The sequence below is a fragment of the Nocardioides zeicaulis genome (assembly GCF_042432345.1).
Taxonomy (GTDB): Bacteria; Actinomycetota; Actinomycetes; order Propionibacteriales; family Nocardioidaceae; genus Nocardioides; species Nocardioides zeicaulis.
On record NZ_JBHLXH010000001.1, the window covers coordinates 267,227 to 291,337 of the forward strand.

Consider the following 24,111-nt stretch of genomic DNA (forward strand, 5'->3'; position numbering starts at 1 on the left):
TGCCGTGAGCCTCGCGGTCGCGGTGGCTGCCGCCCTCTTCGTCGGCGTCGTCGCCTACGCCGTGCTCGGCGGCGCCGACTTCGGCTCGGGGTTCTACGACCTGACTGCCGGCGGGGCACGCTCGGGCGCAGCCCTCCGCACGCTGGTCGACCACAGCATCGGTCCGGTGTGGGAGGCCAACCACGTCTGGCTGATCTACGTCCTGGTCACCTGGTGGACCGGCTTCCCCGAGACGTTCGCGGCCGCGATGCGCACCCTGGTCCTCCCGCTCCTCCTCGCACTGCTCGGGATCGTGCTGCGCGGCGCCGCCTTCGCCTTCCGCAAGTACGCCGGCACCCTGGGCCAGGCCCGCCTGTTCGGCGTCGTGTTCGCCGGCTCCTCGCTCATCACCCCCTTCTTCCTGGGCACGGTCGCCGGCGCGGTCGCCTCGGGACGCGTCCCGCTCGAGGAGCGCGGGGACCTCTGGGGCTCCTGGCTCAACCCCACGTCCCTCGTCGGCGGTGTGCTGGCGGTCGGGACCTGCGCGTTCCTCGCCGGCGTCTTCCTCACCGCCGACGCGCGACGGACCGGTCACGACGAGCTGGCCGCGGCCCTGCGGCGCCGCACGCTCGCGGTGGGGGTGCTGACCGGTGTGGTCGTGTTCGCCGGGCTCCTCCCGCTCGAGCGCGACGCCCCGGTGCTGTGGGACGGCCTGACCGGTCGCGCCCTGCCGCTGGTCGTGGTGGCAGCCGTCACGGGGGTGGCGACGCTCGCGCTCGTCCACGCGGGACGCTTCGGCATCGCGCGCGTCACCGCCGTCCTGGCCGTGGCGACCGTGATCAGCGGCTGGGGCCTGGCGCAGTACCCCTGGATGCTGGTCGGCGAGGTCACGATCGCCGAGGCTGCGGGCGCGGAGGCCACGCTCCAGGGACTGCTGGTGGTGGTCGTGCTGGCGGGCGTGATCGTGCTGCCCGCCCTCGCCTACCTGTTCGTCCTGACCCAGTCCGAGCCCTGGTCGAGCGACCACAGGGCGTCAGGCTCCGGGTAGATCCCGATCGCGCAGGACTGCGCAGCAGGCTGCCGTCACCGTGCGTCGCCAGATGTCGGGGTGGGTGGACCAGAAGTCGTGCGGCACGCCCGGCACCACCTCGAACGACCCGTGCGGGACCAGCGCGGCGAGCTGCCGCGGCGGCCACGGCGGGCGGACGACGTGCTGGGCTGCGAAACCCGCTGTCGCGGCTGTCGCCGGGTGGCTAGCGTCGCGTCCGTGGACGAGGACCCGGTGGACGACCCCCGACCCGTCACCATCGAGGACGGCGTGGTCACCCGGCCCGCAGGGCCGTGGTCGCCCACGGTCCACGACTTCCTGCGGCACCTCCGAGCGCGAGGACTCACCTGCGTGCCGGAGCCGCTGGGCGTCGCCGACGGCATGGAGCGGCTCGTCCACATCGAGGGCGACTCCGGCGGCGACGGGTGGCGGCACCAGCACTCCGAGGCCGGCCTGCGCTCGGCGGCGGCCCTGCTGCGACGCATCCACGACGCCTCGCTCGACTGGAGTCCACCTCCGGACGGGGTCCTGCAGGAACCGGTCGCGGTGGTCGGGGAGGGCGAGGCCGTCTGGTGCCACGGCGACGTCGGCCCGTGGAACATGGTGTGGCACGACGGCGAGGCCGTGGCCCTGATCGACTGGGACTTCCTCCACCGGGCACCTCGGGTGGACGACGTGGCCTACGCCCTCCAGTGGTTCGCCCCGGCCCGCGACGACGAGCTCGCGCTCACCTGGCACCACTTCCCCGAAGTGCCCGACCGAGCGGCGCGGGTGCACAGCTTCCTGGACGCGTACGGCGACCTGCCGCCCTTCGATGTGCCCGAGGTGGTCGCGCGACGGATGGAGGCCACGATGGCGCTCGAGCTGCGGATCGCACGCGCCGGCGTCGAGCCGCAGCGGACCTGGGTCGCCGAGGGCAGCCAGGAACGCGCTGCCGCAGGGGTGCGGTGGGTACGCGACCACGCCGAGCTGCTCAGGCCGTAGGCGTCCTGGACGTGCCGGTGGCCCCGTCACCGGGTGGGTGGCGGGGTGCGGGGCGGGGTCATGGTCGGCAGGGCTGCGGGATCCACGGCGGCGCTGTGGTCCGGGGTGGTGCGGGTGGGTCTAGGGCGGTGGTGCCGTCACGGTCGCGGAGGTAGTGGTGCCCATGGGGGCTGGTCCACTCGAAGACGCCCGGTCGCAGGTGCTCGTAGTGCCAGGCCGTGTGGGTCTTCAACCGGTGGTGCGACCGGCACAGCGGGGCGAGGTTGGAAGTCGCGGTGGGGCCGGGTTGTGGTTGGCCGGCGGCTGCTGCGTCGTGGTCGAAGGCCACGATGTGGTCGAGGTCGCAGGCTCGCGCGGGTCGGGTGCACCACGGGAACACGCAGGTCCGGTCGCGCAGGACGACCTGCTCGCGGATCCGGTCGGGGATGGCGTAGGTGTCGGTGGTGAGCTCGGTGTTGAGGTCGAGAACGGGTCGGATGGCGACCTTGGTCCGCGACGCCGTGCACCAGTTCTTGACCTGGTCGAGGAGCGCGAGGCGCTGGCCCTTCTCGAGGCGCGCCGTCGGTCCGAAGACCGTGTCATCACCGACGGTGTTGGCGTCGAGGTGGACGTGGAGCACGACCTCCCGTGCGGCCGGGAGCCCGTCATCGTTGCGAGCCACGGCAACGCCTTGGGTGTGTGGAGGTCGAGGGCGGTCTGGGTGCGGGCGAGGTCCCCGAGCGCGGCGGCACGTCGGGCGCCGAGCGGTGCGGTGGAGCCGAGTGCCTTGAGGAGGCTCGCGCCGTGGGCGATGGCGGCGTCGAGGTCGTAGGCGTCGGCGAGGTCGAGCTCGGCCTCCATCCGCATCAGGCCGTCGTAGTGGACGTGCCGGGTGTCAAACGTGACGTGACGGCGCTCGGTGGTGAGGTACTGGTCGGCCTCGAAGTCCTCGTGGTCCTCGCCCGCCTCGAAGTCGGGTCGCGGGTCGGTGGCGAGGTCATAGCGCTTGATCGCTTCCGCGACGAGCCGGTCGAGCTGCGCGGTCCCGACCTTCCCTGCCACAGCAGCGACCTGGGTGTCGATCCACCCCGCCGCCTCGACCGTCAGCGTCGGGACGGCGTGGATGGTCGTCTCGGCCACCATCCGGGCTCGCCACGCCGGCACGCGGCCGGTGTGGACCTGGTCCCACAGACGGGGGAGGCGGTGCCGCAGCTCGAGAGCGTGGCCGATGAGCTTCTTCGCCGCGGTGGTGGAGATCCCCAGGACGGTGCCGAGCTTGGGGATGCAGTACTCCGTCACCAGCGGGCACCCATCGCCGGCAATGGGTTCCTCGTGGTCGACGCCCGGCACGGTGAACGCGGCAGCGTCGTGGATCGAGCCGGGCGGGTGCAGGTCGGCCCACCGGGCGGCGAGATCGAGCTGACGGGCCGCAGCAGCGTCCTCTGTCCGGCGCTCACGGCGGATGGCAGCGAGCAGGCCGGCGGCCTCGAGGTCGTCGGTGACCTCGCCTGCTCCGCATCCCGTCCGCATGTCGATCATGTGTTCGATTCTAGGCGAAGCATCCGACAGTCGTCGACCAGCGAGGGGTCGCGCTGAGGACAGCCGGAGGAGCGCTGCGAGCTACACCGACGTCAGCCGGGGCAGCACCCGCTCCGCCACCTCGGTGGTCCACGCGACCGGGTCGTCACCGGCCGGGCCGGCGACCACCATGTCGACGCCGAGCGCGGCGTAGGCCTCGGCCGTGGCCAGGAACTCGTCGGTCTGGCCCACCGGGTCGGCGCTGACGATGACGGTCTTCTCGATCGCGTCGTAGTCGGTGCCGACAGCGTCGCAGTGGCCGCGCAGCACCTCGAGCTTGTGCTGGACCACCTCGGGCGGGCCGCCGAACAGGTTGCACGCGTCGGCGTACTGCGCGACCAGGCGCAGCGTCTTCTTCTCGCCGCTCCCGCCGATGAGGATCGGGATCCGCCCGCGCACCGGCGGGGGCACGTTGACCGGCTCCTCGAGCCGCACGTGCGTCCCGGCGTAGGGCGTACGGTCGCCGGCGAACATCTGGCGGGCGACCTGGAGCGTCTCCTCGAGCCACTCGTAGCGCTCCTTGAGCGGCGGGAACGGCACGCCGAGCCCTGCGTGCTCGCGGTCGTACCAGGCCGCGCCGATCCCCAGCATCGCCCGGCCCCCGGAGAGCACGTCCAGCGTCGTGACGGTCTTGGCCAGGAGCCCCGGGTGGCGGTAGGTGACACCGGTGACGAGCAGGCCGAGGCGGAGCCGCTCGGTCACCGCGGCGAGGTAGCCCAGGGTGGTGTAGCCCTCGAGCATGGGCTCCTCGGGTCCGCCGAGCTGCTCCATCTGGAACCAGTGGTCCATGACCGTGAGCTGGGTGATCCCGCCCTGGTCGGCCACCTGCGCGGTCTCGGTGAGCCGTTCGGTGAGCCGCTGCTGCCAGTCGGGGTGGGAGAAGTTCGCGTAGTGGACGCCGAGCTGCATGCCTCGACGCTAGCGCTCGGGTCCAGCCGGGTCGAGGCACTCGTCCGTGCGCGCCGCATCCCACAGATCGGCGATGCGGCCGGGCGCAGGGGACGCCTACCGTCACGTCATGACCTCACCGTCCCGCCGGATCGCCCACCTCGGCGCCGCGACCGCCCTGTCCGCCCTCGTGCTCGTCGGCGGTGCCGGCGCCTCCCAGGCGGACCCGCCGGACGGCTGGACGGGCGGCAGCCAGGCCGACTGGGGGCGGGTGACCTGGGTCCACGACGGCTGGTACGCCGGAGCCAAGGGCAACTGGCACGTCGGCGACCTCACGCTCGGCGAGGACGACGACGGCGTCTACGGCTCGATCGTCGACTGGCGCTGCCCGGACGGCGTCGAGCCGCCCGGTCCGCTCTCGTCGCCTGCGCCGGTGACGACCTGCAAGGTCAAGGGGAGGACCACGATCTACGACCTCTCGGTGCAGGACTTCGCCCGCTACGACCACCAGCGCGACCTGCTCACGATGAAGGGCGACTTCGCCGTCATCGACGACGACCCCAACCAGCCGATCGGACGGGTCCCGATCGACATCACGATCAAGGCGCTCGGCGACCCGTCGGTCTCCTTCTTCCCCAGCGACGACGGCACGAGCCTCTACTACGACGAGTTCTTCCCGGAGGCGAAGGCCTGGGGCCGGGTCGCCGGGCGTCGCGTGAGCGGTCCCGACGTCACCCAGGTGGACTCCTGGGTCGGCTTCGCGATCTACGGCATGACGCCGGCCCCCTGACCCCGCAGGGGCCGGGTCAGGTCCAGGCGAGGGCGAGGCGCTCGACGATGCGCGTGAGCCGCTCGGGAGAGGTGGCGATGTTCAGCCGCACGTGACCGGTGGAGCCAGGGGCGTAGGAGGCGCCGTCGCTGACCATCACCCGGCCGCGCTCCAGGGCGACCGCGGCGGCGTCGTCGTGGCCGAGGGCCGACGCGTCGAGCCAGGCGAGGTACGTCGCCTCGAGCGGCCGCATCCGGACCTCGGGCAGGTGGGTGGAGAGCAGCTCCTGGAGCAGGGTGCGCTGCTCGTCGAGGCGCTCGACGAGCGAGGCGAGCCACGGGTCGCCGTGGTCGTACGCCGCTCGCGCCGCCACGACCCCCAGCGGAGACCAGGAGTCGTTGCGCGCCATCGGCTCGGCGTCGAGCGCCTTGCGCGCCTGCGGGTCCGGGACGACGAGCTGGGCGCACCGCAACCCCGCAATGTTGAACGCCTTCGACGCCGCGACGACCGCGACGGCGTGGTCGTGGGTGCCCTCGATCGCGAGGTAGGAGACGTGCTCGGCGCCCGGCAGCACGAGGGGCGCGTGGATCTCGTCGCTGACCACGCGGGCGCCGTGGCGCACCACCACGTCGCGTATCCCCTCCAGCTCGGTGCGGGTGAACGCCCGGCCCCACGGGTTGTGGGGCTGGGTGAGCAGGAGGGTCTGCGCCCCGCCGGCGAGCAGCGCGTCGAGGCGGTCGAGGTCGATCTCGGCCGTGGTTGCGGACGCGGGGAGCTCGAGGAGGTGCTCGGCGCGCCCGGTGATGCCGGCGAGGCCGTGCTGGGCGTTGTAGCCCGGCGTCGGGAAGACCACTCCCCCGGGCCCGCTCAGCACCTCGATGGCCACCCGCACCCCGGCGGTCACGTCGACCACCGCGCGCACGGCCTCGGGGTCGGGCGCCCAGCCGAAGTGCCGCCCCGCCCACCCGGCGTACGCCTCACCGAGCGCGGGGTCGTGCTCGAGGGGGTACCCGGTGACGCCGTCGGCGAGCGCGCGCTGCACCGCCTCCATCACCACCGGGTCGACGGCGTAGTCCATCTCCGCGACCCACGCCGGGATCACGTCCTTGGGCACCGTGCCCCACTTCAGCGGCAGGGCGCGGCGCGCCTGCTCGTCGGTGAGGTCGACGACAGGTCGACGGGGCCTCGAGGCTCGCTCCGCTCGCACCTCGACCATCGAAGCCTCAGACCTGCTCGCGCGCCGCCACCGCCGAGGCCACCCGCTGGATCGCCTCGTCGAGCGGTACGCCGTTGTCCTGGCGGCCGTCGCGGTAGCGGAAGGAGACCGCGCCCGCCTCGATGTCGTCGTTGCCGGCGATCATCATGAACGGCACCTTCTGCAGCTGCGCGTTGCGGATCTTCTTCTGCATCCGGTCGTCGGAGTCGTCGACCTCCACGCGCAGGCCCTGGGCCTTCATCCGGCGCGCGACGTCGTGGAGGTAGTCGGCGGCGAAGTCGGCGACCGGGATCGCCTGCACCTGCACCGGCGCGAGCCAGGGCGGGAAGGCGCCGGCGTAGTGCTCGACCAGCACGCCGAGGAAGCGCTCGATCGACCCAAACTTCGCCGAGTGGATCATCACCGGCTGCTTCCGGGTGCCGTCGGCGGCCTGGTAGGTCAGGTCGAAGCCCTGCGGCTGGTTGAAGTCGTACTGGATCGTCGACATCTGCCAGGTGCGGCCGATGGCGTCCTTGGCCTGCACCGAGACCTTGGGACCGTAGAACGCAGCCCCGCCCGGGTCGGGCACGAGCTCGAGCCCGGACTCCTCGCAGGCCGTGCGCAGCACGTCGGTGGCGTTGGTCCACTGCTCCTCCGAGCCGACGAACTTGTCGGGCTTGGAGTCGTCGCGGGTCGACAGCTCGAGGTAGAAGTCGTCGAGGCCGAAGTCGCGCAGCAGGCCGAGCACGAAGTCGAGCAGGTGCTTGATCTCGCCGGGCGCCTGCTCCTCGGTGACGTAGGAGTGCGAGTCGTCCTGCGCGAAGCCGCGCACGCGCGTCAGGCCGTGGATCACGCCGGACTTCTCGTAGCGGTAGACGTGCCCGAACTCGAAGAGCCGCAGCGGCAGCTCGCGGTAGGACCGACCGCGCGAGCGGTAGATCAGGTTGTGCATCGGGCAGTTCATGGCCTTGAGGTAGTAGTCCGCGCCCTCGAACTCCATCGGCGGGAACATCGTGTCCTTGTAGTAGGGCAGGTGTCCCGAGAGGTGGAAGGTCCCCTCCTTGGAGATGTGGGGGGTGCCGACGTAGTCGAAGCCCTCCTCGATGTGCCGGCGGCGGACGTAGTCCTCCATCTCGCGCTTGATCACGCCACCCCGGGGGTGGAACACCGGCAGGCCGGAGCCGATCTCGTCGGGGAAGGAGAACAGGTCGAGGTCGCGCCCGAGCTTGCGGTGGTCGCGCTTCTCGGCCTCGGCGATCCGCTCCAGGTGGGCGTCCAGGGCCTCCTTGGACTCCCACGCGGTGCCGTAGATGCGCTGAAGCTGCTTGTTCTTCTCGTCGCCGCGCCAGTACGCCGCCGCGCTGCGCATCAGCTTGAACGCGGGGATGCGCTTGGTGGTGGGCAGGTGCGGACCGCGGCACAGGTCGGACCACTTGACCTCGCCGCTGCGGCCGATGTTGTCGTAGATGGTGAGCTCGCCGGCACCCACCTCGACACTGGCACCCTCGGTGCCGTCGGTGCCGGCGCCGCCCTTGAGGCCGATCAGCTCGATCTTGTAGGGCTCGTCCTTGAGCTCGTCGAGCGCGGCGGCGTCGGTGGTGACCCGGCGCTCGAAGCGCTGGTTCTCCTTGATGATCTTGCGCATCGCGGACTCGATCTTGACCAGGTCCTCGGGCACGAACGGGGTCTCGACGTCGAAGTCGTAGTAGAACCCGTTCTCGATCGGCGGCCCGATGCCGAGCTTGGCCTCCGGCCAGATCTGCTGCACGGCCTGCGCCATCACGTGGGCGGTGGAGTGGCGCAGGATGTCGCGGCCGTCGGCGCTGTCGATGGCCACGGCCTCGACCTCGTCGCCGTCGGCGAGCTCGTAGGACAGGTCCTTGAGCTGGCCGGCCACGCGCGCGGCGACCACGTCGGCGTCGTCGCGGAACAGCTCCCACGCCTTGGTGCCCGTCGTGACCGTGGTCTCCGCACGCTGATCGGCGTGGATGCGGACGACCTGGATGTCGGACACGGGAGCTCCTGAGGGGCTGGTGGGGTGGGACGGATGTCCCGGCGATCGTATCGGCCACGCGACGAGGGGCTCACCCCGGTTTCCCGGCGCGAGCCCCTCGACGGTGCAGGTCTCAGCCGAGGGCGGCCGAGCGCTCCCACACGCGGTGCGAGCCCAGCAGCGTGACGAGGTCGTCGACGACGTCGCCAGCGGCGTCACCGGACGTCACGCCGGCACCGTCGATGCCGAGCTCGACGAGCACCTGGCGACCCTCGCCGAAGGCGAGGATGGCCTTGTCGTGGCGGTAGGCCTCGGTGAGCAGCAGGCCGACCCGGGGGTCGCTCGCGACGGCCGAGTCGTCGCCCGCCTTGGCGTCGCGCGCCGGCAGGGCGTCCGCCGCGGGTGGCGCGGCACCGGCCACGACGAGCGCGTCGAACTCGACCGACCGGGCGGTGGCGAAGGTGCGCTGCGCGACCAGGCCCTCGCCCAGCTCGCCGCCGCGCGGTGCCACGAGAAGCGGCAGCAGCCCCTGCGCCATCAGCGACTCGCGCGCCTCGGCCACGCCGGCCAGGTCGCCGTCGGGGTCGACCACGATCCCGACGATGCGACCGTCGGTGGGCCAGGTGCCGCCCACCTGCGACAGCGCGGGGCTCGGCTCCGGCTCGTCGTACTGCACCGAGCGCTCGGGTGCGGGCAGGCCGAGCCCGCGCGCGACCTGGGAGCACAGCCCGGCGTCGATGTTGGCCAGCGCCAGCAGCTGGCGCTCCTTCACCGCCTGCTCGTAGCACTTGCCGAGCTCGAAGGTGTAGGCGTGCACGATGTGCTGCTGCTCGACCGGCGACATGCTCTTCCAGAACAGGCGCGCCTGGCTGAAGTGGTCGTCGTACGACGCGGGGTTCTCGCGGACCTTCGAGCCCTGGACCTCCACCGGGACGTCGACGAACGCGCCCTCCTCGGCGCCCGCGAAGAATGGGCAGCCCGCGTCGAGCGTGTTCGGCTTGTAGGGCGCGACCCCGCCGTGCACGGCGTGCTGGTGGTACCCGTCACGGTGGTTGTCGTTGACGGGCGCGTGCGGCCGGTTGATCGGGATCTGGTTGAAGTTCGGCCCGGCCAGCCGGGTCAGCTGGGTGTCGAGGTAGGAGAAGTTGCGAGCCGCCAGCAGCGGGTCGTCGGTGCCGTCGATCCCGGGCACGAGGTGGCCGGTGTGGAAGGCGACCTGCTCGGTCTCGGCGAAGAAGTTCGTCGGGTTGCCGTTGAGGGTCAGGGTGCCGATGACCTGCACCGGAGCCAGCTCCTCGGGCACGAGCTTCGTCGCGTCGAGCAGGTCGATGCCCTCGAACATCTGGTCGGGGGTGTCGGGGAAGGCCTGGATGCCGAGGTCCCACTCGGGGAAGGCGCCGGACTCGATCGCGTCGTAGAGGTCGCGACGGTGGAAGTCCGGGTCGACCCCGCCGGCCAGCTGCGCCTCCTCCCACGTCAGCGAGTGCACGCCCAGGCGCGGCTTCCAGTGGAACTTCACCAGCGTGGTGCCGCCCTCGGCGTCGACGAGGCGGAAGGTGTGGACGCCGAAGCCCTCCATCATCCGGTAGCTGCGCGGGATGCCGCGGTCGGACATGTTCCAGATGGCGTGGTGCTGAGCCTCGGTGTGCAGCGAGACGAAGTCCCAGAAGGTGTCGTGGGCGCTCTGGGCCTGCGGGATCTCGCGGTCGGGGTGCGGCTTGCCCGCGTGGATGACGTCGGGGAACTTGATCCCGTCCTGGATGAAGAAGACCGGGATGTTGTTGCCGACGAGGTCCCAGTTGCCCTCGCGGGTGTAGAACTTCGTCGCGAACCCGCGGGTGTCGCGCACCGTGTCGGCCGAGCCGCGCGAGCCCAGCACGGTGGAGAACCGCACGAACACCCGCGTCTCCTCGCCGTCGGCGAAGACCGCCGCGCGGCTCACCTTCGACGCCGCTCCGTTGGACCGGAAGACCCCGTGGGCGCCGGCGCCGCGGGCGTGGACCACGCGCTCCGGGATCCGCTCGTGGTCGAAGTGCATGATCTTCTCGCGCAGGTGGTGGTCCGAGAGCAGCGTCGGGCCGCGCGGGCCGGCCTTGAGCGAGTGGTCGCTGTCGCCGATGCGCACACCCGTCGCAGTCGTGAGGTACGCGCCCTGCTGGGCGCTCGCGGTCGGCGGGTCGGCGCTGGGGGCGCCGGTGGGCGAGAGCGGCGTCGGCTGCTGCTGGTCCGGCTTGGGGGGCGGGACCTCGCGCGGCTCGGTCGGCTCCTCGAGCGTCGGGGGCTCGCTGCCGGGGGCGCCCGGGACGGGGCCGGTCATGGAGACGGCGTCGTGGACCGCGTCGGCGACCTCGCCGGCCACCTTCTTCGCGGCCTCGACGGGCTTGCTGGGATTCATGGGTGCTCCTCAGGAAAGGGGTGCGAGCGGTCCGGTACCCCGTCCCCGGTGAGTCCCATGCGCTTCACCGGGGCCCGATCGTCACGACTTCCCGGCGTCCGCGTCCTCGTCCCGGCTCGCGTCCTCGCCGCGGCTCTCCCGGAGCTGGCGGCCGCGCTCGATGTCGGCCCGCTCCTTCTCCGCCGCCTTGTCGATCTTGCGGGTGTCGCGCGGCGGCAGCTGGATCTCCTCCTCGGCAGGCAGACCGGCCTGCAGCTCACGGCCGCGCTCGAGCTCGGCGTCGAGCTCGGCTCCGAAGAGGAGCGCCAGGTTGGTGATCCAGAGCCAGAGCAGGAAGGCGATGACCCCGGCCAGCGAGCCGTACGTCTTGTCGTAGGAGCTGAAGTGGGCGAGGTAGAAGCCGAACGCCGCCGACGCGACGATCCACACCACGATCGCGACGGCCGCGCCGATGCTGATCCAGCGGAACTTCGGCTGCTTCACGTTGGGCGTCGCGTAGTAGAGCAGCGCCACGATGAGCATCACCACCAGCAGCATCACGGGCCACTTGGCGATGTTCCACACCGTCACGGCGGTCGAGCCGAGGCCGATCGCGTCGCCCACCGCCTGCGCGGCGGGGCCGGTGACGACGAGCCCGACCGCGACCGCAGCCGCGAGCACGACCGTGACGAGGGTGACCAGGAGCATCATCGGCCGGAGCTTCCAGATCGGGCGGCCCTCCTGGATCTCGTAGATGCGGTTCATCCCGCGGCCGAAGGCGCCGGTGTAGCCCGACGCCGACCACAGCGCCGCGGCCAGGCCCAGCACCAGGCCGAGCCCGGCGCCGGAGCTCTCGCTGAGCTGGAGCAAGGTGGGCTTGAGGGTGTCGGCCGCGCTGCCGGCACCCACCTGGCGCATCACGCCGAGCAGCGTCTCGACCGTCTGCCGGCCGTCGCTGACGAGCCCGACCACCGAGAGCATCGCGAGCGCCGCCGGGAACAGCGCCAGGACGGCGTAGTAGGTGAGCGCCGCGGCGAGGTCGGTGCACTGGTCGTCGGAGAACTCGCGCACCGTCTTGCGCGCGACGTAGGTCCACGACGGCTTGGTGAGGTCGGTCGGCGAGTCGGGGGTGTCCGTCGCCTCGGGGTCCGAGGTCCGGGTCTCTGCGGGGGTCATGCGTCCCCCGTACCCAGCGCCCCGCACCTCACCGGGCCCATCCCTCCCGGTGGATCACCTGCTGCACCTCCCGGAACGAGGAGGACCGGGAACGCGGACGGCCCCGGTCGTGGACCGGGGCCGTGCTGCTCGGGGTGGGCGATACTGGGTTCGAACCTCTGCGTAGGGCTCTGGTCGAAATGCCCCCTGACCAGCACTAATATGCCCCTGACCTGCGAAAACACTGTTCTTGACGTAGGTCAGTTGCAGACACGGAGCGCCAGATTCTGACGCTGATCCGACACGTATCCGACACGTATCCGACACGAAACGGGCGAGGCGCATGGGCGGCAAGAGGGGTTTCGGGCAGGTCGCCAAGCTGCCGAGCGGACGTCACCGAGCGCGCTACACGGGGCCCGACCTGGCGCTACACAACGCACCCAACACCTTCGACAACAGGATGGACGCGGAGGCCTGGTTGACTGACGAGCGGCGCCTGATCTCGGCTGGGGTCTGGACATCTCCGGCTGCCCGGCGAGCAGCCGTCGTAGCAGTCGAAACTTCGCGCGTGCCGCTGTTCGAGTCCTATGCATCGCGATGGATTGAAGAGCGCCGGGTCAAGGGCAGGCCGCTCGCTCCCCGTACCCGGGACCACTACCGTCAACTGCTCGAGGATTACCTGTCACCCGCCTTCGGGCAGACGTCTCTTGACGCCATCACACCCGGCGCGGTCAACATCTGGTTCGACGACTTCACTCCCTCGCGCTCGCGATCGCACGGCAAGAAGACGGGCGGCGAGACGGCTCGAGCCCACGCGTACTCACTCGCTCGCGCGGTGATGAACACAGCCACCGGTGCACACGGTCCGATCGTAGGAATGGTGAATCCGTTTGCCGTACGCGGTGGCGGTTCCGCACCCAAACGCCGGCGGGATGACCACGTCGCCTCAGGCGCTCAACTGGCGCTGATGCTCGACACGATCCGACCAGAGTGGCGTGCTCTGGTGCTCCTGGCGACCTGGACCGGGCTGCGCTACTCCGAAGTCGTAGCGCTGCGTCGCTCAGACATCGACGTCAACGAGCACGTAGTGCGAGTGCGCAAGTCTGTGAGCCGATCACGATCTGACGGCATCGGGCTCAAGGGGCCCAAGAGCGACGCCGGAGTCCGAGACGTCCACATTCCTGATCACGTGATGCCGGACATCAGGACCCACCTCCGCAGCAACGTCACAGAACGCGACGGACTGCTCTTCCCAGGCCCCAGCGGAGGCTTTCTGGCACCCGCGACCTTCTACGGCAAGCCAAACCGCGCGGGAACCTGGTATGCGGCCAGAACCGCGGCTGGCGTGCCTTCCCTCCACTTCCACGACCTCCGAGCAACCGGAGCCACCCTGATGGCCCAGCTCGGCGCCACCGAAGCCGAGATTCAAGCTTTTTTGGGTGACTCCACTCCCGCGGCGGCGCAGCGCTACGTACGGGCAGCGAGGTCAAGGATGAAGAACCTGGCCGCGCGGATGTCTGAGCTCGCCGCCTCCGGCGACTGGTAGAAGGTCAGTTCGGTCGGGCTGAGTCGCCGACTCCGCTGACGCCCGGCTGCTCGTCGCTCTCGGAGTGCGCGGCGAGCCGCCTCAACCGCCTCACCGCGTGCGCATCAATCCCGCACCATTCCACGGCTTCCGCGACGGCCAGGCCTTCAACCGAGATCATCCGCTCGAGAGCCTCACCCGCTCGCAGCTCCGTCGCCTCGATGACGGCATCGCGTTCGCCAATCGCCGTCACGACCTCGACAGCCAGGTCCTCAACGCGCTTGGCCCTCTTGAGGAGTTCCGCTCGTCGCTTGGCCGCGACGCTGCGTGCGTCGCGTCTGGCGAGCTGACGCAGGGTTTGAGTCGCCACGTGTACCTCCGAAGGCCTGAATCGGTCTCCTACCTATGGAGCTTTCCCTGGTGTGTGGGATCGCAGCCCTCGCCCCCAGGCAGAATGAGCATCGGTCGACCGTCTCACCCCGAACGACCGCAACCGCTCGTCGACGAGGAATCTCGCCGTGGAATGCACCGGTAGCAATGGCAACACTCGCTTGAGTTGCACCGCGAGGGTACGCCGCAGGCACGCGCCTACCCAAGCATCCTTGCACTCGTCACAAGTTTAGAAGGAGCGAGGTCGCGCTCGATCGAGCGACGTCAGTCGTCTCACGCTGTTTGGGATCGTTTTCGGCACGCTGATAAGGGGAGGTACACGCCGAGCACGTGATCTCCGCTGACGATTCGACGCAGGTTGGTGCCGCTAATCAGACCTGATGCCGGCGACGCCAACAGAGTCACCGGGGGGCCATCCGAAGCGCTCCGTCGAGGCGGATCGTCTCCCCGTTGATGTATTCGTGCTCGGCGAGAAACACGACGAGGTCTCCGAACTCCTCGGGACGGCCCAGACGCTGCGGGAAGGGGATACCGGCTGCGAGGCCGGCGCGGAACTCCTCGGAGACGGTGGCGAGCATGGGTGTCTCGAGGATGCCGGGCGCGATGGTGTTGACCCGGATGCCGTGTTGGGCGAGGTCGCGGGCTGCGGGGACGGTAAGTCCGACGATTCCACCCTTGGAGGAGGAGTAGGCGGCCTGTCCGATCTGCCCCTCGAAGGCGGCGACGCTGGCGGTGTTGACGATGAGCCCACGTGCGCCGTCGGCGAGGGGTTCGGTGGCGGCGATCTTCTCAGCGGCGAGTGCAAGGACGTTGAAGGAACCGATGAGGTTGATGGTGACGACCTTGGCGTACAGGTCGAGATCGTGGACGCCCTTGCGAGACAGGATGCGCGCGGATGGTCCGATGCCGGCGCAGTTCACGACCATGCGCAGGGGCGCGACGCCTGCGGAGGCCCGGTCGACGGCAGTTTGGACCTGGGTGGGGTCGGTGACGTCGGTAGCGAGGTAGGTGACGTTGTCGCTCGCGCCGGTGGTGGCGTCCTCGACTGCTTGGGGTAGGTCGACGGCGTAAACGTGGGCGCCTCGGGCGCTGAGGGCGGTGGCGGTCGCTGCGCCGAGGCCGGACGCCCCGCCGGTGACGATCGCGGTGGTGTTGTTGAGGTCCATCGGTGTGTCTCTCCGTACGTGGTGGTGTCAGCGGGCAAAGCGCTGCAGCAACTGGGCGGCGGCGGGTTGCGTGACGGCGCGGGCGATCGTGGTGGCCTCGTCTCGCCCGGCCGTGGTCCGGTCGACTGCCCATGCGTTGCGGACCAGGCGGCGTGCCTGGCCGTGAGCGTGGGCAGGGCCGTCGGCGAGGGCGCGGGCGAGGGCGCGGGCCCGTCCGGCGGCCGTGACGGTGGGGCTGTCGGTCTCGTCGGCGGTGATGACTTCGGTGACCAGGCCCCAGGCGAGCGCCTCGTCGGCGGCGAGGGTGCGCGGGGTGAGTAGCAGCTCGAGGGCGCGCTGTTGCCCGACGGCGCGGGGCAGCAGCCAGGAGAGTCCGCAGTCAGGGGTCAGTCCGACACCGGCGTACGCCGCGAGGAACTTCGTGTCCGCCTCAGCGACCACCAGGTCGCAGGAAAGCATGACGGCCAGCCCCGCACCGGCGACGGCTCCCTGGACGCCCGCCACGACCGGCTTGTCGATGGCCGCCAACGCAACGAGCGCGGCGTCAGCTGCGGTCGCGAGCTCGTCGAGGTGGGTGGCACGGTCGTCGCCTCGGACCATCGAGGCGACGTCGCCGCCGGCACAGAACCGCCGCCCCTCCCCCAGCACCAGCACCGCGGCGACCGACCCGTTGGCGTCAGCTTCCCGGACGGCGTCGTGAAGGGCGTGGGCAGTCGCGAGGTCGAGGGCGTTGGAGGCCTCAGGGCGGTTGAGGGTGATGGTGGCGACGCCGTCGCGGATGTCGAGCAGCACCGGCGCCGTGCTGCGAGTCTCGCCGGTGTTGCTGGTGGAGTCGTGGCCGGTCACGGTTCAGACCCGCCGGAACAGGGCGGCGAGTGCCTGGCCGCCGCCGATGCACATGGTGACGATGCCGAGCTCGAGGTCGCGACGGACCATGTCCTTGGCCACGCGGAGCGTGAGGTTGGCACCGGTGGCGCCGACGGGGTGGCCGAGGGCGATGGCGCCGCCGTAGGGGTTGACGCGCTCGGGGTCGAGGCCGGCGTCGCGGATGCAGACGACGGCCTGGGCGGCGAAGGCTTCGTTGAGCTCGATGATGCCGATGTCGTCCGGGCCGGTACCGGTCTTCTCGAACAGCGCGTTGAGAGCCAGGACGGGTGCGTAGCCCATGAGCTCGGGTTCCATCGCGGCCGTCGTGACGGCCTCGAGTGACACGAGGCCGGTGAGGCCGCGGTCGTCGGCGACGGTTTCGCTGGCCAGGACGAGGGCGGCGGCGCCGTCGTTGATGCCGGAGGAGTTGCCGGCGGTGACGGTGCCACCTTCGGCAAAGGCGGGGCGTAGACCGGCCAGGGCGTCGAGGGTGGTGTTCGGCTTGGGGTGCTCGTCGGTGTCGGCGGTGAACGGCTTGCGGCCGCCCACCTCGACGGCGGCGATCTCCTCGGCGAACGCAGCCGCGGCTTCTGTTGTGGCGGCTCGGCGCTGGGACTCGACGGCGAACTCGTCCTGCTCGGTTCGGCTGGCGCCGTACTTGGTAGCGACGTTCTCGGCGGTGACGCCCATGTGCATGCCGCCGAAGGGGTCGGTGAGCATCATGACGGTGCCGTCGGCGAGCTGACGGTTGCCTAGCTTGTAGCCGGTGCGGGCGCCGAAGTCGTAGAACGGCATCCTGGTCATGGACTCGTCGCCGCCGGCGACGGCGATGTCGACGCCGCCCCATCGCATCTGCATCGCGGCGGACCACACGGCCTGCAGCCCGGACCCGCAGAGCCGGTTCACGGTGTAGGCGGGGACGTTGTTCGGCAGTCCGGCGGTGATTGCGACGCGGCGGGCGTTGTAGGCATCTGGGCCGACCTGGCCAATGCAGCCCATGATCACCTCGTCGACGTCGTGCGCCTGGACGCCGGCGCGATTCAGCGCCGCCCGGGTGGCGGTCGCGCCGAGCTCGAAGCCGGGGACGTCCTTGAACATGCCGCCGAAGCTGCCGATCGGGGTGCGTGCGCCGTCGAGGACGACGACCTTCTCCTGCTTCATGTGGTTCTCCTCCTGACCCGGTGATGGTTCAGCTGTTGAGCTTGATGTTGATCTGCTTGGTCTGGGTGAACCCGGCGATGGCGCCTTCGAGGGAGAACTCGCGGCCGATGCCGGACTCCTTGTAGCCGCCGTACGACTGCCCGACGACCTGGCCGCCGCCCTGGTTGACCTGGACCCAGCCGGACTGGATGCGGTTCGCGGTGGTGACGGCTTCGTCGAGGTCGGCGGACCAGATGTAGGCGGCGAGCCCGTAGTGGGAGTCGTTGGCCATGGCGACGACGTCGTCGACGTCGCGCCACGGGATGACGACGAGCACCGGGCCGAAGACCTCTTCGCGGGCGATGCGCCAGTCGTTGCTGGCTCCGGCGAGGATGGTCGGGCCCTGGTAGAACCCATCGAGACCTTCGATGCTGTTGTCGCTGCCGTCGAGCACGACCCGAACGCCGGGCTGCTGCTTGCCTTCCTCGACGTAGGCGCGGACGGCCTCGTGCTGCTTGGCGCTGATGATGGTGCCCATGTCGGTGTCCTCCTCGAGGGGGTCGCCGACCTTGAGGGCGCTCACGTGCTGGGCCAGCTCGTCGAGGAAGGCGTCGTAGACGTCCTCGTGGACGAACAGCCGTGACCCGGCTGTGCAGGACTGGCCCTGTCGGGTGAACCGCATCGCGAGCAACGAACCAGCGGCGGTCGCGGTGATGCGGTCGGGGGTGGCTGCGGACGGGAACACGATGTTGGGGCTCTTGCCGCCGAGCTCGAGGCTGACGTGAGCGAGCCGATCACCCGCCACCGCGGCGACGTGGCGGCCGACCTCGGTGGAGCCGGTGAAGGACACCTTGTCGATGCCATGGTGCTGGACGATGGCCTCGCCGACGACGCTGCCGCGGCCGGTGACGACGTTGAGGACACCTGCGGGCAGGTGCTCACCGGCGATCTCGGCGAGTCGGAGGATGGTCAGCGGCGCATCCTCGGCCGGCTTGACGACGACGGTGTTGCCGGCGACGAGCGCGGCGGGGATCTTCATCGCCGCGATCATGAGCGGGCTGTTCCACGGCAGCACGCAACCGACGACGCCGAGGCTCTCGATGCGGGTGTACTGCAGCTGGTCCTCCCCGGCCGGCAGCACGGTGCCCTTGAACTCGCCCGCGACACCGGCGAAGTACCGGAACAGCGCGACCAGGGTGGCGGACTCGGGTCGGGCCTGGGTGCGCAGCGCGTTGCCGGTGTCCTGCGCGGTGAGGACGGCGAGCGCCTCGGCGTCGGCCTCGAGCGCGTCGGCGATCTTGTTCAGGGCGCGCTGGCGGGCGGTGAAGTGCAGCGCGGCCCAGGCGGGGTGAGCGGCACGGGCCGCGGCGACAGCACGGTCGACGTCCTCGACGGTGCCGGCCGGGACCCGGGCGAGGACGGTGCCCGCGCGGGACGGGCAGACTGCGTCGGACCAGTCGCCGGCGACCGAGGGGACCCAGTCACCGTCGATGTACATGGGCCAGTCGGGGACGTCGGTGCCGTCGAGCTCGAGAACGGTCTGGTACTTCATGGTGCTTCCTCCAGTACGAGGTCGATGCGGGCTAGGTGAGAGGTCAGGGGCGGTTCGGGTCGCGGTTCGGGTCGCGATGGCTGCGAGCACGGACCTCTGGCGGTCCGGGTTGCCTACCGGTCAGGCGTGAGTGAAGGTCGGCGGGCGCTTCTCGACGAACGCGGCCATGCCCTCGGCACGGTCGGCGAGCGCGAAGGTGGCGTGGAAGGTGCGCCGCTCGAACTGGACGCCGGCAGCGAGAGTGGACTCGTGGGCGTGGGCGACGGCTTCCTTGGCCGCGTAGGCGGCAGGCAGCGACATCGAGGCGATCTTCTCGGCGATGGCGAGCGTCTCGTCGAGGAGCGTGTCGGTGGTGACGATGCGGGAGACGAGGCCCGCGCGTTCGGCTTCCTCGGCGTCCATCATGCGGCCGGTGAGGACGAGGTCCATGGCCTTGGCCTTGCCGACGGCACGTGCCAGCCGTTGGGTGCCGCCTATGCCGGGCATGGTGCCGAGGGTGATCTCGGGTTGCCCGAACCTGGCGTTCTCGGCGGCGATGAGGAGGTCGCACATCATCGCGACCTCGCAGCCACCACCGAGGGCGTACCCGGAGACGGCGGCGATGGTGGGTGTGCGGACGGCGGCGAAGCGGTCCCAGACGGAGAAGAAGTCCTCGCGGATGACGTCGGCGTAGCTGCGTCCGGCCATCTCCTTGATGTCCGCGCCGGCTGCGAACGCCTTCTCCGAGCCGGTGAGCACGATGGCGCCGATGCTCGGGTCGGTGTCCATGGCGGCGGCCGCCGCGACGACCTCGGCACCGAGTGCGAGGTTGAGGGCGTTGAGCGCGTGCGGGCGGTTGAGGGTGATGATCCCGACCCGGCCGCGCCACTCGACGGTGATGTGCTCGGTCGTCTGCTGCGTGGCGTCGGTGGCGTACTCGGTGGCGCTCATGCGGTGCGCTCCACGTGCAGGCCCTCGACGGGCTCCTTGCGGATCTCGTTGATGATGGCGGAGAAGTCGCTCTCGCGGCCCTCGCCCATCCCGAACTGGCGGTAGATGTTGGTGGCCATCTGCCCGAGCCTGGCGTCGGTGTCGGTGAGGTCGGCGGCCTTCATCGCCAGGGTGAGGTCCTTGGCCATGAGGGGGGATGCGAACCCGGGTGCGTAGTCGCGGTTGGCGGGACTGGTGGGGACCGGCCCGGGGACCGGACAGTTGGTGGTGAGCGCCCAGCACTGGCCTGAGGCGGTAGAGGCGACGTCGAACAGGGCCTGGTGGGTGAGCCCGAGTCGCTCGCCGAGGACGAAGGCCTCGGACACGGCGATCATCGAGATGCCGAGGATCATGTTGTTGCAGATCTTCGCGGCCTGCCCGGCGCCCGGCTCGCCGCAGTGGACGACGCGGCCGGCCATCGGGTCGAGGATCGAGCTGACTTCCTCGATGAAGTCGGCAGGAGCCCCGACCATGAAGGTGAGCGACCCGGCGGCTGCGCCGACGGCACCGCCGGACACAGGTGCGTCCGCAGCTCGATGACCCGCCTCGTTGGCGTGCTGGGCGGCGGCTGTCGCGTCCTGAACTGCGATGGTGGAGCAGTCGATGAACAGAGCACCCGCGGGTGCTGCCTGGAGCACCGCGTCGTTGCCGCGGCGGCCGAGGTAGACGTCGAGGACGTGGTCGCCGGTGGGCAGCATCGTGATCACCACGTCCGCGTTCGCCGCGGCGTCGGCGGGTGAGGCGGCCATGGTGATGCCGTTGCCGATGGCCTGCTCGGCGGCTGCGGGGACGGGGTCGTAGCCGGTGACGGTGTGGCCGGCCTTGACGAGGTTGGCGGCCATGGGGCCACCCATGTTGCCGAGTCCGATGAACGCGACGTTCTGGCCGGTGTTCTGGCCGGTGTTGTGGCTGGTGTCCGGGGTGCTCATGCTGTTCCTCCTTGCTGGGCGAAGCTGCTGGTCGGTTCGTGGCGGTGGGCGTGTGCGGCGAGCTCGTCGTCCAGCGGCGCGAAGTAGGCGTCGACGTCAGCGGGGTCGACGTCAGCGACGGTTGCTGGGTGCCACTTCGGGTCGCGGTCCTTGTCGACGACCTGGGCGCGGATGCCTTCGGGGAAGTCGTGGCTGCGAAGCAGGCGGACCGCGATGCGGTACTCCTGGTCGAGCGCGTCCTCCAAGGAGGCGACGTCACGGGCTGAGCGCAGGGCTCGGAGCGTCACGACGAGTGAGGTCGGGGAGTTCCTGCTCAGGGCGCGGCGCGCGGCTACGGCGCCGTCCTCGGGACGTGCGGTGAGGGCCTTGAGGATGTCGTCGACGGTGTCGTGGGCGAAGGCGGCGTCGATCCATTCCTGTTGATGGAGCAGGTTTGAGCCGGGGGCGCGGCGGGTCACTTCGTCGAGGGCGGCGTCGACGGGCAGCTGGGCGAGGAGGTCGAGCAGCGTGCCAAGTTCCGCGGCGGGCACGTAGTGGTCGGCCAGCCCGACGGCGATGGCGTCGCCGGCGTCGACGTGTCCGGCGGTGAGTGCGAGCTTGGTGCCGAGCTCGCCGGGAGCGTTTGAGAGCAGCCAAGTGCCGCCGACGTCTGGTAAGAACCCGATGCCGACCTCGGGCATCCCGATGCGGGTGCGGTCGGTGACGACCCGGTGGGAGGCGTGGGCGGAGAGTCCGACTCCGCCGCCGAGGACGAGGCCGTCCATGAGGGCGACGTACGGCTTGGGGTAGGAGGCGATGAACGCGTTGAGGTGGTACTCGTCGCGCCAGAAGTTCTCGGTGGCGGTGCCGCCGGTGCGGGCGTCGTCGTAGATGGCGACGATGTCTCCGCCGGCGCACAGGCCACGGTCTCCGGTGCCGGTGAGGGCGACCGCCTCGACGTCGTCGTCGCGGGCCCACTCCTCGAGCACGGCGCGGATCTGGATGGCCATGTCGTGGGTGAGGGCGTTGATGGCGCGCGGCCGGTTGAGCGTGATGATGCCGAGGCGTCCGTTGGGTCCGCGGCGTTCGGTCAGGACCGTCGCGTCAGTCGCCTCGTTCACATCGGTAGCAGTGTCGGGGGTGGTGTTGTGGTCGCTCATGCTGCGCCTTCGAGGACGGAGCGGCTGACGATGAGGCGCATGATCTCGTTGGTGCCTTCGAGGATCTGGTGGACGCGGAGGTCGCGTACGACGCGCTCGACGCCGTACTCGGACAGGTAGCCGTAGCCGCCGTGGAGCTGGAGGGCGGCGTTGGCGGCGTCGAAGCAGTGGTCGGTGACGAACTGCTTGGCCATCGCGCAGAGCTTCACGGCGTCGGGGGCTCCGTTGTCGAGCGCGGTGGCCGCGCGGTCGAGCAGACAACGGGACGCCTCGAGGCTGGTTTCCATGTCGGCGAGGCGGAACTGGAGGGCCTGCTGGGCGCTGAGCGGTTTGCCGAAGGCGATGCGTTCGCGCAGGTGGGTGCTGGCGCGTTCGACGGCCCACGACGCTCCGCCAAGGGAGCAGGCGGCGATGTTGAGGCGGCCGCCGTTGAGGCCGCGCATGGCGATGCCGAACCCGTCGCCCTCTTCGCCGAGGCGCAGGCGGGCGGGGATGCGGACTCCGTCGAGGATGACTTGCCGGGTGGGCTGGGCGTTCCAGCCCATCTTGCGTTCGTTGGCGCCGAACGACAGGCCCGGGCTGTCGCCGGGGACGAGGAACGCGGTGATGCCGCGAGGGCCGTCGTCACCGGTCCGAGCCATGACGAGGTAGACGTGGGTGCTGCCGGCACCGGAGATGAACTGCTTGACGCCGTTGAGGACGTACTCGTCGCCGTCGAGCACGGCGGTGGTGCGCAGCGCGGCGGCGTCGGAGCCGGCGTCGGGTTCGGTGAGGCAGTAGCTGGCGAGCTTCTCCATACCAGCCAGTTCCGGAAGCCACTCCTCGCGGACCTCGTCGGTCGCGAACGAGTCGACCATCCAGGCGACCATGTTGTGGATGCTGATGTAGGCGGCGAGGGCGACGTCGCCGCGGGCGAGCTCCTCGAAGAGCCGGACGGAGACCGTGCGCGGCAGCTCTGCTCCCCCGTGCTCCTCGCTGATGTAGATGCCGCCGAGGCCGAGCTCGCCGGCGCGGGCGAGGACGTCGACAGGGAAGTGCTTGTTCTCGTCGCGTTCCTGCGCGTGGGGTGCGAGCTCGCTCTCGGCGAACTTCCGCACCGCCTGCATCATCGCTCTCAGGTCGTCATCGTCGAGGCTCATGCCTCCTCCTTCATGTCGGTCGTGTCCGCGGCGGCGGGCGTGAGGCCTAGCCAGGTCCGGACGGTGTCGTTGTGCTCGCCAAGCAGCGGCGGGTGGACATGGGCGGCTCTGGCGCCTGCGTAGGCGTTGTCGTCGAACCGCAAGGCGGGGCCCGGCAACTGGAGGTGGCCGAGGGTGGGGTGCTCGACGTCGACGAGCAGGCCCTGGGAGCGGGTCTGTTCCCAGGCGTAGACCTCGTCGAGGGTGCGGACCCGGCCGGCCGGGACGCCGGCGTCGTCGAGGAGCCTGAGCCAGTGCTCGGCGGGGCCGTAGCGCAACCGCTCGTTCAACACGGCGGTGAGCTGGCGGCGGTTGGCGACACGGTCGGCGTTGGTGGCTACGACCGGGTCGTCCGCGACGAGGTCAAGGACTCCGCACAGCCTGCGCCAGATGGCGTCGTTGCCACACGCGATCTGGATGGGCGCGTCCTCGGTCTCGAACAGGCCGTACGGCGCGATCGAGGGGTGGTGGTTCCCTTCGCCGCCGGGCACGAGTCCGGCAACGGTGTGCCGAGTGCCTTGGAACGCGTGGATGCCGACAATGCTGGCTAGCAGGCTGGTGCGCACGACCCGGCCGCGGCCGGTGTGCTCTCGCTCGAACAGGGCGGCGGCGATGCCGTACGCAGCGTTCATGCCGGCGAGCAGGTCCCCGATGGCGACGCCCACCTTGGTGGGTGCGTCGGGTTCGCCGGTGAGGCTCATGAGCCCGGCCTCGCCCTGGGCGATCTGGTCGTATCCGGGGCGCTGACCCTCGGGTCCGTCGTGTCCGAACCCGGTCAGGGAGCAGACGACCAGGCGAGGGTTGAGCTGGTGGAGGGTGTCGAGGGAGAAGCCGAGCCGGTCCAGGACGCCCGGACGGAAGTTCTCGACCAGGACATCGGCTCGCTGCACCAGGGCTTCGAGCAGTGTGCGGCCCTCGGTCGACTTCAGGTCGGCGGTAACCGACTCCTTGTTGCGGTTGCAGGACAGGAAGTAGGTGGAGACCTCGTCGTCGCCAACGAAGGGAGGGCCCCAGTGGCGGCTGTCGTCGCCGGCCGCGGCCTCGACCTTGATGACCCGGGCGCCGAGGTCGGCCAGCATCATCGTCGCCTGCGGGCCGGCCAGAGCACGGGTGAGGTCGACCACGAGCACCCCCTCGAAGGGGCTGGTCCGTTCGGCTGCACGCATGGGTTCTCCTCGTCACGGGGTGGTTCAGCGAGAACGTTCGCTGAGCTGTGACGAGGCGAGAACCCTAGATAGTAGGTAGTCCTAGCAATCGGCTCGGTGGGTGCCGCCACGGAGCGTGGGTCCGCCGTGTGAGGTGCGTCGCAGCCGG

The 24,111-nt window shown here is 70.6% G+C and carries 21 protein-coding genes and 1 pseudogene; 6 read left to right on the forward strand and 16 right to left on the reverse strand.

Going from position 1 to position 24,111, the window contains the following annotated elements:
* A partial coding sequence (locus ACFFJG_RS01415; protein WP_378516829.1) for a cytochrome d ubiquinol oxidase subunit II occupies positions 1–1,027 on the forward strand: 1,027 nt, incomplete at its 5' end.
* Positions 1,028–1,246: 219 nt separating this feature from the next.
* Positions 1,247–2,011 (forward strand): phosphotransferase enzyme family protein, encoded by a 765-nt coding sequence (locus ACFFJG_RS01420; protein ID WP_378516830.1) that lies wholly within the window; start codon positions 1,247–1,249, stop codon positions 2,009–2,011.
* 58 nt (positions 2,012–2,069) lie between these two features.
* Here the strand turns inward: ACFFJG_RS01420 and ACFFJG_RS01425 are convergent, their stop codons facing one another.
* The gene (locus tag ACFFJG_RS01425; protein WP_378516831.1) at positions 2,070–2,672 is read right to left on the reverse strand and encodes an HNH endonuclease signature motif containing protein; all 603 of its coding nucleotides are present in this window, start codon (positions 2,670–2,672) and stop codon (positions 2,070–2,072) included.
* Positions 2,673–2,689: 17 nt separating this feature from the next.
* Between ACFFJG_RS01425 and ACFFJG_RS01430 the strand changes: the two genes are divergently transcribed.
* The gene (locus tag ACFFJG_RS01430; protein WP_378516832.1) at positions 2,690–3,586 is read left to right on the forward strand and encodes a hypothetical protein; all 897 of its coding nucleotides are present in this window, start codon (positions 2,690–2,692) and stop codon (positions 3,584–3,586) included.
* Between the two features lie 24 nt (positions 3,587–3,610).
* Here the strand turns inward: ACFFJG_RS01430 and ACFFJG_RS01435 are convergent, their stop codons facing one another.
* Positions 3,611–4,477 carry an LLM class F420-dependent oxidoreductase gene (locus tag ACFFJG_RS01435; protein ID WP_378516833.1) on the reverse strand — a complete coding sequence of 289 codons (867 nt, stop codon included), beginning with the start codon at positions 4,475–4,477 and terminating at the stop codon, positions 3,611–3,613.
* Positions 4,478–4,586: 109 nt separating this feature from the next.
* On the opposite strand from ACFFJG_RS01435, the gene ACFFJG_RS01440 reads away from it, so the two are divergent.
* Positions 4,587–5,246: a hypothetical protein gene (locus tag ACFFJG_RS01440; RefSeq protein WP_378516834.1), complete on the forward strand. Its 660-nt coding sequence runs from the start codon at positions 4,587–4,589 to the stop codon at positions 5,244–5,246.
* A gap of 16 nt (positions 5,247–5,262) precedes the next feature.
* Here ACFFJG_RS01440 and ACFFJG_RS01445 read toward each other — a convergent pair whose 3' ends face one another.
* The 4 genes from ACFFJG_RS01445 to ACFFJG_RS01460 all read right to left on the reverse strand — a co-directional run bounded on the left by ACFFJG_RS01445 (position 5,263) and on the right by ACFFJG_RS01460 (position 11,963).
* Positions 5,263–6,432, reverse strand: coding sequence for a MalY/PatB family protein (locus ACFFJG_RS01445; protein WP_378516835.1), 1,170 nt, complete (start codon positions 6,430–6,432; stop codon positions 5,263–5,265).
* Between the two features lie 16 nt (positions 6,433–6,448).
* A complete protein-coding gene (gene thrS / locus ACFFJG_RS01450; protein WP_378516836.1) occupies positions 6,449–8,434 on the reverse strand; it encodes a threonine--tRNA ligase in 1,986 nt (661 codons plus the stop codon).
* Between the two features lie 112 nt (positions 8,435–8,546).
* Positions 8,547–10,808: a catalase gene (locus ACFFJG_RS01455; RefSeq protein ID WP_378516837.1), complete on the reverse strand. Its 2,262-nt coding sequence runs from the start codon at positions 10,806–10,808 to the stop codon at positions 8,547–8,549.
* Between the two features lie 81 nt (positions 10,809–10,889).
* Complete coding sequence (locus tag ACFFJG_RS01460) at positions 10,890–11,963, reverse strand: YihY/virulence factor BrkB family protein (protein WP_378516838.1); 1,074 nt, start codon at positions 11,961–11,963, stop codon at positions 10,890–10,892.
* 322 nt (positions 11,964–12,285) lie between these two features.
* Between ACFFJG_RS01460 and ACFFJG_RS20675 the strand changes: the two are divergent.
* Positions 12,286–12,435: pseudogene (locus tag ACFFJG_RS20675) on the forward strand (hypothetical protein); the annotation flags it as partial.
* Between the two features lie 75 nt (positions 12,436–12,510).
* On the forward strand, positions 12,511–13,488 hold the full coding sequence (locus tag ACFFJG_RS01465; RefSeq protein WP_378516839.1) for a tyrosine-type recombinase/integrase: 978 nt from the start codon (positions 12,511–12,513) through the stop codon (positions 13,486–13,488).
* Between the two features lie 4 nt (positions 13,489–13,492).
* On the opposite strand, the gene ACFFJG_RS01470 is transcribed toward ACFFJG_RS01465, so the two are convergent.
* From ACFFJG_RS01470 to ACFFJG_RS01515, 10 genes are all read right to left on the reverse strand, one after another.
* Positions 13,493–13,837, reverse strand: coding sequence for a hypothetical protein (locus tag ACFFJG_RS01470; protein WP_378516840.1), 345 nt, complete (start codon positions 13,835–13,837; stop codon positions 13,493–13,495).
* A 421-nt stretch (positions 13,838–14,258) separates the two neighbouring features.
* Positions 14,259–15,023: an SDR family NAD(P)-dependent oxidoreductase gene (locus ACFFJG_RS01475; protein WP_378516841.1), complete on the reverse strand. Its 765-nt coding sequence runs from the start codon at positions 15,021–15,023 to the stop codon at positions 14,259–14,261.
* A 27-nt stretch (positions 15,024–15,050) separates the two neighbouring features.
* Positions 15,051–15,869: an enoyl-CoA hydratase/isomerase family protein gene (locus ACFFJG_RS01480; protein WP_378516842.1), complete on the reverse strand. Its 819-nt coding sequence runs from the start codon at positions 15,867–15,869 to the stop codon at positions 15,051–15,053.
* Positions 15,870–15,872: 3 nt separating this feature from the next.
* Entirely contained in the window at positions 15,873–17,051 is a 1,179-nt protein-coding gene (locus ACFFJG_RS01485) for a thiolase family protein (protein WP_378516843.1), read from the reverse strand.
* A 28-nt stretch (positions 17,052–17,079) separates the two neighbouring features.
* The gene (locus tag ACFFJG_RS01490; RefSeq protein ID WP_378516844.1) at positions 17,080–18,582 is read right to left on the reverse strand and encodes an aldehyde dehydrogenase family protein; all 1,503 of its coding nucleotides are present in this window, start codon (positions 18,580–18,582) and stop codon (positions 17,080–17,082) included.
* A 120-nt stretch (positions 18,583–18,702) separates the two neighbouring features.
* A complete protein-coding gene (locus ACFFJG_RS01495) occupies positions 18,703–19,512 on the reverse strand; it encodes an enoyl-CoA hydratase (RefSeq protein WP_378516845.1) in 810 nt (269 codons plus the stop codon).
* Positions 19,509–20,480 carry a 3-hydroxyisobutyrate dehydrogenase gene (mmsB, locus tag ACFFJG_RS01500; RefSeq protein ID WP_378516846.1) on the reverse strand — a complete coding sequence of 324 codons (972 nt, stop codon included), beginning with the start codon at positions 20,478–20,480 and terminating at the stop codon, positions 19,509–19,511. Before mmsB ends, ACFFJG_RS01495 begins: the two co-directional genes overlap by 4 nt.
* Positions 20,477–21,619, reverse strand: a complete 1,143-nt coding sequence (locus ACFFJG_RS01505) for an enoyl-CoA hydratase/isomerase family protein (RefSeq protein WP_378516847.1) — start codon at positions 21,617–21,619, stop codon at positions 20,477–20,479. The genes mmsB and ACFFJG_RS01505 overlap by 4 nt, the downstream gene beginning before the upstream one ends.
* A complete protein-coding gene (locus ACFFJG_RS01510) occupies positions 21,616–22,758 on the reverse strand; it encodes an acyl-CoA dehydrogenase family protein (protein ID WP_378516848.1) in 1,143 nt (380 codons plus the stop codon). Before ACFFJG_RS01510 ends, ACFFJG_RS01505 begins: the two co-directional genes overlap by 4 nt.
* Positions 22,755–23,921 carry a CaiB/BaiF CoA transferase family protein gene (locus tag ACFFJG_RS01515; RefSeq protein WP_378516849.1) on the reverse strand — a complete coding sequence of 389 codons (1,167 nt, stop codon included), beginning with the start codon at positions 23,919–23,921 and terminating at the stop codon, positions 22,755–22,757. The genes ACFFJG_RS01510 and ACFFJG_RS01515 overlap by 4 nt, the downstream gene beginning before the upstream one ends.
* Positions 23,922–24,111: the final 190 nt, after the last annotated feature.